Below are 10,404 nucleotides of genomic sequence, written 5' to 3'. Positions count from 1 at the left end.
ACCGAGCCCAAGGCCGGGATCGAGGCGCTCCGCGAAGCGATGGAGACGGTCGATGCGCGCTGAGGGGTGGGCGGTCGTCCTGGTGCTCGCGGCGTCCGCGCTCGCGGCGGACCCGCTGCCGGAGGAGCTCTTCCGCGAAGCGCAGGAGCGCTCGTGGAAGAAGGACTTCGACGGGGCGATCGCGCTCTACGACCGCCTCCTCGCCCTTCAGCCCGACCACGGTCGGGCCGCCCTCGAGCGCGCGAAGGTCCTCTCGTGGGCCGGTCGCTACGACGAGGGGGCGGCGGCGTTCCGCACGCTTCTCGACAAGGAGCCGTCGAACCGCGAGGCGAGGCTCGGGCTCGCGCGTTGCTACTCGTGGGGCGGGAAGCAGGCGCAGGCGCGCGCGGAGTACGAGCGCGTCCTCGCCGGAAACCCGCAGGACGCGGAGGCCCTGCTCGGCGTGGCGCAGACCTACGCCTGGACGGGGGACTCCCGGCGCGCCCGTCCCGCCTACGAGAAGGCGCTCGCCGCGAACCCGGCTTCCGAGGACGCGAAGCGCGGCCTCGCCGAGCTCGACGCCGCCGACCGCCGCGCGCGCGCGCCCTGGGTCGAGGTCGGCTACGACCGCATCGACGATTCCGACGACGTCGCGCTGAACGCCTTCCGCGTCGAGGGAGGGCTGGGACTTCCGGCCCGCCTCGACCTGCGGGCCGGGATCGGGCGCTGGGACACGAGCGATCCGTCCGGCGACGGGGCGTGGGACGCCATCTGGGCCGTGCTCGGGTGGATCCCCGCGGAGGGGCATCGCCTCGAGGCGCGCGCGGGGGCCGACCGGCTCGACACTCCCGGCGGCGATACCACGACCGTCGGAACCGGCGGCCTCGCGTGGTCGTTCCCGATCCACGGCACGTGGGGCGGGCGGGTCGGCTGGGAGCACGTGCCGTTCCGATACTCGCCGGAGATCCTCGAGAACGAGATCGTCCTCGACACCTTCACGGCCGCGTTCTACGGCACGTTCGCCGAGCGTTGGCGCGTGGACGCGACCCCGGCGTTCTGGGACGTTTCGGACGGCAACGCCCGCAAGTCGCTCGACGCGACGCTGCGGTACCGCGCGAAGGCGGGATCGCTCGGCTGGGAGGCCGGGTACGCCTTCCGCTGGCGCGACTGGGACGAGGATCTCGACAACGGCTACTTCGACCCGACGAAGTTCCACGCGAACGCCGCGATCGGCGCCCTCGAGGGGCGTTTCTGGCGCCTCGATGCGGAGGCGGGCTTCCAGTCGTTCACGCAGGGGGCGAGGGAGGTTTCCGGCGACTTCTACGGAACGCTGCGCGGGACCCTGTTCAAGCAGGTCACGCCGCGGGTACGTCTCGAGGGGTACGCCGGGGCGGGAAGCTACGCCGCGCAGGGGGGAGAGGACTGGCGCTACCGCGAGTTCGGCGCGAAGGCGCGCTTCACGTTCGGAGGGGAATGATGGCCGGCGAGAAGATCCTCGTGGCGGAAGACGATCCGCTCACGCTGCGGTTCGTGGCGAGCCTGCTGCGCGAGAAAGGGTACGAGGTCCTCGAGGCGAACGACGGCGAGCGGCTGCACGAGCTCGCCCTCCACGCGAGCCCCGACCTCATCCTCACCGATCTCGTGATGCCCTACCGCGACGGCTTCGAGGTGCTGCGCGACCTGCGCGCGCGTCCGGAGCTCGACCGCGTGCCGATCCTCGTGATGTCGATGAAGGACCGCGAGGAGGACATCGTCTACGGCCTCGAGCACGGGGCCGACGACTACGTGGTGAAGCCGTTCAACGCCCGCGAGCTGGTCGCCCGCGTCCGCAAGCAGCTGGAGGCGCGCAGCCGGTGACGCTCGTCCTCGTCCTCTGGGCGATCGCGGCGGTGGCGTCCCTCGTCACCGGGTTCACGCTGCTCATCGTCGTCAACAAGATCCAGCGGGAGCTGCGCGAGGCGTGGAGGCGGGCGCGGCGGCGGGAGCTCGAGCCCGCGGTTCTGGCCTACGCGCACGGCAAGGACGCGGCGCTGCTGCCGGCGCTGGGCGGGCGCCTGCGCCTGCGCGACCGGCGCGTCGTCGCCGAGACGCTGATCGACTTCATCCAGCGGGTGCGCGGCATCGAGCGGGACCGGCTCGGCGAGGCCCTCGACCACCTCGGGTACGTCGACCGCTGGCTCGCGGGACTTTCGAGCCGACGCTGGTGGAAACGTGCCGACTGCGCCGAGAAGCTCGGCCTCGCGGTCGCGAGGCGGGCGGCCCCGGAGCTCCCGCGCCTGCTGCGCGACGACGTGGCGGAAGTGCGGCTTCGCGCCGCGAAGGCGCTCGGGGCGGTGGGAGGACACGCCGCGGTCTCGCCGCTCGTGCACGCCCTCGCCGACGCGAGCCGCTGGTCGACCATCCGCGTCGCGGACATTCTCGCGTCGATGGGGCCGACCGTCACGGCGGAGCTCGCGCACGCGTTCCCGGGGCTCCCCGTGGCGGCGAAGCTCGCGGCCCTCGACGTCGTGGGCCGGATCAAGTCGCCGGATTCGGTCCCGTGGCTCGTGCAGCGGCTGCGCGACCCCGAGCGCGACGTGCGCGCCCGCGCGGCGCACGCGATCGGGGAGATCGGCGATCCCGCCGCGGGGAGAAGCCTCGCGGCGCTCCTGCGCGATCCCGAGTGGCCGGTCCGGGCGATGGCGGCGAAGGCGATCGGACGGCTTCGTCACGCGGACGCGGCGTCGGCGCTGTGCGACTCCCTGCGGGACCGCGAGTGGTGGGTCCGGGCGAACGCCGGCGACGCGCTGCGCAGGCTCGGGGACCGCGGGGTGGAGGCGCTCGAGCGCATGCTCGACGACGCCGACGTCTTCGCGCGGCACCAGGCGGTGATCCAGCTCCAGGAATCCGGAAGGCTGGACGCGATCGTGGAGGGCCTCGCCGACGCCGATGCCGCCCGGCGGGACGCCGCGGCGGTTTACGTCGGCAAGTTCGTTCGCGCGGGCCAGATCGGGCGTCTGCGCGAGCTGGCGCTCCACCACGCCGACGCGAGGGTGCGGGCGGCGCTGAAGGCGATGCTCCCCGCGGGTGCGCTCGAGCCGGGGAGGGTGGCGTGAATGCCGTCGACGCCTCGCTCGGCCTGCTGCAGGACCTCGTCCGCGGGTTCAACGTGTTCGTCGCGATCTACTTCGTCGCGCTGAACTCGACCTACCTGCTGCTGTTCCTCGTCTCGCTCGTCGAGGTGTGGCGCTTCGTGAGGCGGACGTTCTTCTCGGACTACCGCCAGATCATGCAGTCCGACATGACGTGGCCGGTGACCGTGATCGTTCCCGCGCACAACGAGGAGAAGACGATCGTCGAGACCGTCCGCTCGCTCCTCATGGTCAACTACGGCGAGTTCGAGATCGTGGTCGTCAACGACGGGTCCACCGACGGGACGCTCGCGAAGCTCTCCGAGGCGTTCGACCTGCGGCGGATGGACCGCGTGTACAAGCGCCAGATCCCGACGAAGGCGGTCCACGCGATCTACGGGTCGCTCGTGCACGCGAACCTGAGCGTCGTGGACAAGGACAAGGGCGGCAAGCCCGACGCGCTCAACGCCGGGATCAACCTCGCCCGCTACCCGCTGTTCTGCTCGATCGACGCCGACTCGATCATCGAGGACAACGCGCTCCTGCGCGTGGTGAAGCCGTTCATGGAGCGTCCTCAGGAGACGGTCGCGGTCGGCGGGATCGTGCGCATCGTGAACGGCTGCGAGGTCAAGGACGGGCGGGTCGTCCGGGTGGAGCTCCCGGACGAACCGCTGCCGATCCTCCAGGTCGTCGAGTACCTGCGCGCCTTCCTCTCCGGTCGCGTCGGATGGAGCGTGCTCCGGTCGCTGATGATCATCTCCGGCGCGTTCGGCGTGTACAAGAAACAGGAGGTCGTCGAGGTCGGCGGCTACAGCAACGACACGGACACCGAGGACCTCGAGCTCGTCGTCCGCCTGCACAAGCACATGCGGCGCAAGAAGCGCCCTTACCGCGTCGTCTTCGTGCCGGACCCCGTCTGCTGGACCGAGGCGCCGCGCACCCTGACCGTGCTCGCGCGTCAGCGCAACCGCTGGCACCGGGGCCTGATGCAGACGTTCTGGCTGCACCGCGACATGATCTTCAACCCGCGCTACGGGTCGGTGGGGCTCCTGGGGCTTCCGTACTTCCTGATCTTCGAGCTGCTCGGCCCGCTCGTCGAAGTCCTGGGTTACATCGCCCTCGTCGCGGCCCTCGCGCTGGGCATCCTCGACGCCGAGTTCTTCGTGTTGTTCCTCGCCGTCGCGATCCTCTACGGGATGACCCTGTCCGTCGCGGCGGTGCTCCTGGAGGAGATCTCGTTCCGGCGTTATCCGGCCTGGACCGATCTGGTGAAGCTGTTCACCTTCGCGCTCCTCGAGAACCTCGGCTACCGGCAGCTGCTTTCGGTGTTCAAGATGCGGGCCTTCGGCGACGCCCTGCGTCGCTACCGCGTCTGGGGACGGATGGAGCGGAGCGGTTTCGGGGGCCCCGCGCATCCCGAGGTGAAGCCGTAGGGTTTAGGATGGCGGGCATGACGCTCGCCACGCTGTGCCTTCTCGCCGTCGCCCGAACCGTCGCCGTGCCCCTGGCCTACGCGCCTCCGAAGGACGCGCCGGCCGTCGCCGCCCCCGCCGGGCTCGCACCGTTCTCGCTCGCGATCGCCGACGACCGCGGCGCGGCGCCCGCCCTCGGCACGAAGACGCGCGACAAGGACGTCACGACGGTCACGACCGAAACCGACCTCGCGGCGTTCGCCGCCGAGGCCTTGGCCGGCGCGTTGCGCGCCCAAGGGGCCACGATCGAGTCCGGCGCCCCCCACCGGCTCGAGGGGCGCCTGCTCCGGGCGGACGTCGAGGAGAGCTGGGGGTACACCGCGCGCGTGCGTGTCGCCTTCACGTTGAAGGACGCCGGCGGGGCCCGCTGGGAGAAGACGATCACCGGCCTCGACAAGCGCGGGTCGCTGTACCCGAGCGGCGAGGAGTACTCGTCGATCCTCTCCGCGGCGGCGCACGACCTCGCCGCGAAGCTCCTCGCGGAGGAGGCGTTCCTCGGGGCGCTCGGCGCTGCGACGTCGAAGCCGGCACCGGTCGCCGTCGAGGCCCCCGCGGCGGCCGCTCCCGTCGTCGTCGCCGTCCCGGCGCCGTCCGCGCCGGCCGACGGACTCAAGACCCCCGAGGCGATGTTCGCGGAGCTCCAGCGCCTCTCGAAGGTCCTCGATCCCCCCACGGTCGCGGCGTGGGTCTCGAAGCAGCGCCTCACGCGCGCGCTCACCGTGGACGAGATCGTCGCCTGGCGTGGGGCGGGAATCCCGAACGAAGCGGTTCGGGCGGCGATCGACCTCGCGCCATGATCCGCCTCGCCGAACCCGAGGACGCTCCGACCCTCGCGCACGCGGAGTGGGCGACCGCCGAGGTCCCCGGTCGCCTCGCCGGCCGGCCGGGGGAGATCCCCGTCGAGGCGTTCGCGGCGAAGATCGTCGAGCTGCGCACCCGCGGACGCTACGTCGTCGCCCTGCGGGACGGCGCGATCGTCGGCCACGCGCTGCTCGACCCGATGCCGCTCCAGGCGACCGCCCACGTCTTCCGGCTGACGATCGTCGTGCACCCCGGGCACCTGGGGCAGGGGATCGGCGCGGAAATGCTCCAGGACCTCGTCGACTGGGCGGAGCGGGACCCGCGCGTCGGCCGGCTCGAGCTCAACGTCCGCGACGGCAACGAAAGGGCGATCCGCCTCTACCGCCGCTTCGGCTTCGAGGAAGAGGGGAGATTGCGCCGCCGCATCCGCTTCCCCGACGGCACCGAGGTCGACGATCTCGTCATGGGGCGGTTCGTCTAGTCGAACTCCGGCCTGGGATCGCCGGACGTCGTCTGCTTCGGGAACTCCCCGAACAACGCGTACCCCGGCGCGTACGGCGCCGTGTGGAAGAGGACGGCGCGCCGCCGCGGCGAGCCCGAAAGCCACGCGCGCACCGGTGCGGCGTCCTCGGCGGTCTCCACGCGGATCGCGATCACGTCCGCCCCGAGCGCGAGCGCGCGATCGACCACCTTCGCCGCCTGACCTGGGCCGTCCACCTCCACGAACTGAAGCGGGATCGGGAGCTTCGCCGCGAGCGCGCGGAAGTAACGCGCGGGGGCGTCGTAGTAACGGAGATCGCCGCGGGGCGCCGCATCTTCGACGACGACGGTCTCGGCGACCTCGAATCGCACCGGACGGTCGCCGATCACCGCGTGGTCCCCCTCGCGGCGCACCGGCGCCGATCCGAGGAGCGTCCCGGGAGCCTCGTACCCGAGGACGTCGCCGACGAAGCGGTCGCAGGGGAACCACACGTCGCGTCCCGACCGCGCGAGGGCGAGCGCCGCCTTCATCTTCTCGGGGTGGTCGCCGCAGGCGACGACGAGCGAGGCCTCGCGCCGCGCCGCCGCTTCGACCAGCGCGGAGACGCCGTGGGTGTCCACGAGCAGCGCCAACCCTCCATGGACGCGGGTCGTGGGGTACTGGACCTTGTCCTCGAGAACCTCGAACCGGAAGACGCCGTCGGCGTCGGGAGCGAGCCAGCGCCCATCGCGGAAGGCGGCGAGAACGCCGACCGCGGGCTCGACCTTCGCCTCGACCGCGCCGAGGAGGTCGGACAGGCGGGCCCCCTCGTGCCAGCCGATCAACGCCCCGGCCGGCGCGGGGGCATCCGCCGGATTCCATCGAAGCTGGTACGACAACCAGTCGCGCACCGTGCGCTCGGCCTGGACGACGACGACGTCCCCCGTGTCGACGCGGATCGCGCTCGCGCCGAGGACGTACGACGTCGTCCCCCTCGGCGGGTCGAGCCGCGTCGCGATCGACGCCGATCCGAAGCGCGGGCGGAAGGAGCCCCCCGCGACCGTGCGGTAGATCGCGGCCTTTCGGGGGTCCGCCGCGTCGGCGGCCCGCAGGAACGCCGGCTCCGGGTCCACGCCGCAGGCCGCGGCGTCGAAGGCGGCCGTTTCGGCGGCCAGGAGGCGACGGGAGGGTTCGGACTCCGAGTCGGCGAGCGACTCGAAGCGGGCGCGGGCCTCGCACAGGGCGGCGTCCTCCCCCGCGACCCTCGCGACCAGGCGGTCGCGCTCGGCGGCGATCAGGGGGTCGTCGGTCGCGTACCCGCGGTAGAACCGGACGAGCTCTTCGCGGAACCCCGGGGGCTGGTGCTCCCAGAAACAGGCGGTGCAGATCGACGGGGCCACCCGCGGCGCGCACGATGCCGTCGCGAGGGCCGAGAGCAGGAGCCAGGCGCGGAAGCGGTGTGGCATGCGGACCGGCATGATGGTCCATAATCGCCGATCCGCGAGAGGTGCCGCGATGAAGATCCTGTTCGTCAGTGCCGAGGTCGCTCCGTTCGCGAAGACCGGAGGGCTGGGCGACGTCTGCGGCTCGCTCCCCAAGGCGCTCGCGGCGCTCGGCCACGACGTCAGGGTCGTGCTCCCCGCCTACGCCGCGATCGAGGACGGTCACGCGAGCGGACGGCTTGGGACGACGGTGCTGCCGTTCACGCTCGACGTTCCGGTGGGCGGCGTCACGATCCCCGCGGGTGTCCTTCAGGGGAGGCTTCCCGGCTCGAACGTCCCGGCGTATTTCATCGCCGAGAAGAGCCTGCTCGGCCGTCCGCGCGTCTACGGCTACGACGACGATCCCTACCGCTTCGCCTACTTCTGCCGCGCCGCGCTCGATCTCGTGCCCGCGCTGGGTTGGAAGCCCGACGTCGTGCACGGGCACGACTGGCACGCCGCGCCGGCGATCGCGTGGCTCGCGACCGCGGGGCTCGGCGACGCGCGCTACGGAGCGATCCCGACCGTCTTCACGATCCACAACCTGGCCCATCAGGGTCGCGCGCCCTCGCAGGTCCTCGACTGGCTCGGGGCGCGGGCGCCTTCGTTGCGCGAGGAGGGTTGGGGCGAGGTGAACTTCATGGCGCGCGGGATCTACCACGCGACCATGATCAACACGGTGAGTCCGACCTACTCCCGGGAGATCATGACCCCCGAAGGGGGCTCGGGGCTGCACGAGCTGCTCCGCTTCCGCCACTACGACGTGCACGGCATCCTGAACGGGCTCGACGAGGACGTCTGGGACCCCGCCGTCGACCCGCACCTGGCGCACCGCTTCGGCGCGGACGACCTCGAGGGGCGGATCCACAACAAGCGCGCGCTGCAGTCCCGCGCCGGAATCCCCGTGCGCGACGACGTGCCGCTCGTCGCGATGGTCACGCGCCTGGACCGCCAGAAGGGGCTCGACATCCTCGGCCACGTCGTGCACCTGCTGCTCAACGACAACGCGGGGCCGGCGCAATTCGTCGTCCTCGGGTCCGGTGCCCCCGAATACGAGCAGATGCTCGCCCACTTCGCCGACTACCACCGCGAGAAGATGGCGGCGTTCCTGACCTACGCCCCCGATCTCGCGCCGCTGATCTACGGCGGTGCCGACGTCTTCCTGATGCCGTCGCTGTTCGAGCCGTGCGGGCTGGGACAGCTGATCGCGATGCGTTACGGCGCGGTCCCGGTCGTGCGCGCGACCGGCGGGCTCGCGGACACGGTGCGCGACGGGGTGACCGGGTTCACGTTCGTCGAGTTCGGCACGGGCGAGTTCTGGAACGCGCTCCAGCGCGCGCTTTACGTCCATCGCGTCGACGAGGCGAGCTGGCGCTCGATCCAGCGCAACGGCATGCGCAGCGACTTCTCCTGGGAGGCCTCCGCGCGCGGGTACCAGCAGCTCTACGAGTGGGCGTCGGCGCGGGTCACCGGGGGCTGATCGCCCGGATCGGCGCACCTTTACAACTTTTTACGGTCCGCCGACGGTGATTTACGCGGCGGGGCGGTACCTTGCGTCCCGTGACGAAGGGAATGGAAACCATGAAGCACGCGACCCTGGCCGCGGCCCTCCTCCTCGCCGTCCCCGCCGCGTGGGCCGGAGAGAAGGCAAAGGAAAAGTGCACGTACGACACCCAGTCGTGCCTGAACTACATGTCCACGAAGCTGCGCACGAGCGGCTGGATCGGCGTGGAGCTCGAGGCGGACGAGGGCGGGGTGTACGTCGTGAAGAAGGTGGTCGCCGGAAGCCCGGCGCAGTCGGCGGGGCTGCAGCCCGGCGACGGCCTGCTCGCCCTCAACGGCGTGGCGATGACTCCCGAGAACGAGAAGAAGCTCGGCGAGATCCGGCAGTCCATGAAGCCCGGCACCCAGGCGACCTATACCGTCCGCCGAGGCGCCGGAACGAAGGACCTGACGATCACGCTCGGGTCCTGGCCCGCCGATCTCGTCGCGCGCTACATCGGCGAGCACATGCTCGAGCACGCGGCGGTCGCCTCCGCCGGCAAGTAGCCCTACTTAAATCTCGACAGGGACCTCGGCTCTTGCCATATTCTCGCCGGGCCGCGCGGCCCGGAGGTGGCATGTCCCACGCCGAGAGCGACGTCGTCCGTCGGGCGATCGAGCATCTGGACCGCGGCGAGGATCAGGAGGCGCTGGCGCTCCTCGGGCCCCACGTCCTCCGGCACCCCGACGACGTCGAAGCGCTCTTCCGGCTCGGGATCGCGACGGCGCGCACCCGGCGCCTGATCGACGCGATCCGCATCTTCTCCCGCGTCCTCGAGTTCGATCCCGAACACGGCCGGGCGATGTGGAATCTCGGGCGGGCCCAGCTCTTCCTCGACGACCCGCACGCGGCCGAGCCGTACCTGCGCCTGGCGCTGCACCGGGTCCCCGACGAGCCCGAGTTGTGGGCCGACCTCGCCGTGGCGCTGCGCGCGCTGCAGCGACCGCGCGACGCCCGCGTCCAGCTCGAGCAGGCGGTCGCGCGATTCCCCGACGACGCGTTCATGAAGGCGCGCCTGCTCGCGGCGGAGATCCAGGACGAGTCGCTCGAGGCGGCCGCGCGCTCGGTGGCGCGCCTCGAGGCGAGCCACGCCGACGACCCGGTCGCCGCCGCGGCGATCCTGCAGTACTGCGTGGAGACCGGGGACCTCGAGCGCGCGCGTCGCGCCGCCGAGCGCCTCTCCGCGGAAGGGGAGTCGATCGTCGACTACGACGACCTCCTCCGGGAGATCGCGCGCGCGTTCCCTCCCTCCGAAGGAACCGTGCTGCGCGAGGGGGAGGAGTCGCTGACCTGTCCCGCGTGCGGACACCGCGCGCTGCGCAGCGACATCCGCGCCCTCGTGCTCGACGGCGATCCCCTCGACCGCATCGCCGCGCTCGGGGCATGGCTGCAGGGAAATCGCTGCACGTGCGGCGTGTTCCTCCCGCGGCCGCGCGGCGTCGCCGTGTTGATGCCCGAGTTGTCCCTCGCCGTGCTCGCCGACAATTTCCCGTCCGACGACACCGAGATCGGCGACGTCGAGGCGACCGCGGCGGGGACCTTCGGCGAGCCCGGGGCC

The 10,404-nt window shown here is 71.9% G+C and carries 10 protein-coding genes; 9 read left to right on the top strand and 1 reads right to left on the bottom strand.

The genetic code is table 11. The features are described from left to right. Positions 1–52: 52 nt before the first annotated feature. From VF139_02250 to VF139_02225, 6 genes are read left to right on the top strand one after another with little or no spacing between them, the layout of a single operon-like run. Positions 53–1,456: a tetratricopeptide repeat protein gene (locus VF139_02250; GenBank protein ID HEX6850200.1), complete on the top strand. Its 1,404-nt coding sequence runs from the start codon at positions 53–55 to the stop codon at positions 1,454–1,456. Beyond that, a complete protein-coding gene (locus tag VF139_02245) occupies positions 1,456–1,836 on the top strand; it encodes a response regulator transcription factor (protein ID HEX6850199.1) in 381 nt (126 codons plus the stop codon). The genes VF139_02250 and VF139_02245 overlap by 1 nt, the downstream gene beginning before the upstream one ends. Then, positions 1,833–3,074: a HEAT repeat domain-containing protein gene (locus VF139_02240; protein HEX6850198.1), complete on the top strand. Its 1,242-nt coding sequence runs from the start codon at positions 1,833–1,835 to the stop codon at positions 3,072–3,074. The genes VF139_02245 and VF139_02240 overlap by 4 nt, the downstream gene beginning before the upstream one ends. Beyond that, positions 3,071–4,522 (top strand): glycosyltransferase family 2 protein, encoded by a 1,452-nt coding sequence (locus tag VF139_02235; GenBank protein ID HEX6850197.1) that lies wholly within the window; start codon positions 3,071–3,073, stop codon positions 4,520–4,522. The genes VF139_02240 and VF139_02235 overlap by 4 nt, the downstream gene beginning before the upstream one ends. 17 nt (positions 4,523–4,539) lie before the next feature. Then, positions 4,540–5,358 carry a hypothetical protein gene (locus tag VF139_02230; GenBank protein ID HEX6850196.1) on the top strand — a complete coding sequence of 273 codons (819 nt, stop codon included), beginning with the start codon at positions 4,540–4,542 and terminating at the stop codon, positions 5,356–5,358. Beyond that, positions 5,355–5,843, top strand: a complete 489-nt coding sequence (locus VF139_02225; protein HEX6850195.1) for a GNAT family N-acetyltransferase — start codon at positions 5,355–5,357, stop codon at positions 5,841–5,843. Before VF139_02230 ends, VF139_02225 begins: the two co-directional genes overlap by 4 nt. On the opposite strand, the gene VF139_02220 is transcribed toward VF139_02225, so the two are convergent. Next, positions 5,840–7,288, bottom strand: a complete 1,449-nt coding sequence (locus tag VF139_02220) for a hypothetical protein (GenBank protein HEX6850194.1) — start codon at positions 7,286–7,288, stop codon at positions 5,840–5,842. The two genes, VF139_02225 and VF139_02220, sit on opposite strands and share 4 nt — an antisense overlap. A 49-nt stretch (positions 7,289–7,337) precedes the next feature. On the opposite strand from VF139_02220, the gene VF139_02215 reads away from it, so the two are divergent. The 3 genes from VF139_02215 to VF139_02205 form a co-directional block, all read left to right on the top strand. Beyond that, the gene (locus VF139_02215) at positions 7,338–8,783 is read left to right on the top strand and encodes a glycogen synthase (protein HEX6850193.1); all 1,446 of its coding nucleotides are present in this window, start codon (positions 7,338–7,340) and stop codon (positions 8,781–8,783) included. A gap of 80 nt (positions 8,784–8,863) precedes the next feature. Continuing rightward, positions 8,864–9,352 (top strand): PDZ domain-containing protein, encoded by a 489-nt coding sequence (locus VF139_02210; protein HEX6850192.1) that lies wholly within the window; start codon positions 8,864–8,866, stop codon positions 9,350–9,352. Between the two features lie 71 nt (positions 9,353–9,423). Beyond that, the coding region (locus tag VF139_02205; GenBank protein HEX6850191.1) for a tetratricopeptide repeat protein at positions 9,424–10,404 on the top strand (981 nt) is incomplete at its 3' end.

The sequence above is a fragment of the Candidatus Polarisedimenticolaceae bacterium genome (assembly GCA_036376135.1).
Classification (GTDB): Bacteria; Acidobacteriota; Polarisedimenticolia; order Polarisedimenticolales; family DASRJG01; genus DASVAW01.
The sequence above is the reverse complement of the archived record's forward strand: the minus strand, read 5'-3'. Positions and strand labels throughout refer to the sequence as shown.

Bases quoted from the DNA above. Each gene is read 5' to 3' on its own strand.
- VF139_02250 (HEX6850200.1), top strand. From the start codon at position 53: ATGCGCGCTGAGGGGTGGGCGGTCGTCCTGGTGCTCGCGGCGTCCGCG.
- VF139_02245 (HEX6850199.1), top strand. From the start codon at position 1,456: ATGGCCGGCGAGAAGATCCTCGTGGCGGAAGACGATCCGCTCACGCTG.
- VF139_02230 (HEX6850196.1), top strand. From the start codon at position 4,540: ATGACGCTCGCCACGCTGTGCCTTCTCGCCGTCGCCCGAACCGTCGCC.
- VF139_02225 (HEX6850195.1), top strand. From the start codon at position 5,355: ATGATCCGCCTCGCCGAACCCGAGGACGCTCCGACCCTCGCGCACGCG.
- VF139_02220 (HEX6850194.1), bottom strand. From the start codon at position 7,288: ATGCCACACCGCTTCCGCGCCTGGCTCCTGCTCTCGGCCCTCGCGACG.
- VF139_02215 (HEX6850193.1), top strand. From the start codon at position 7,338: ATGAAGATCCTGTTCGTCAGTGCCGAGGTCGCTCCGTTCGCGAAGACC.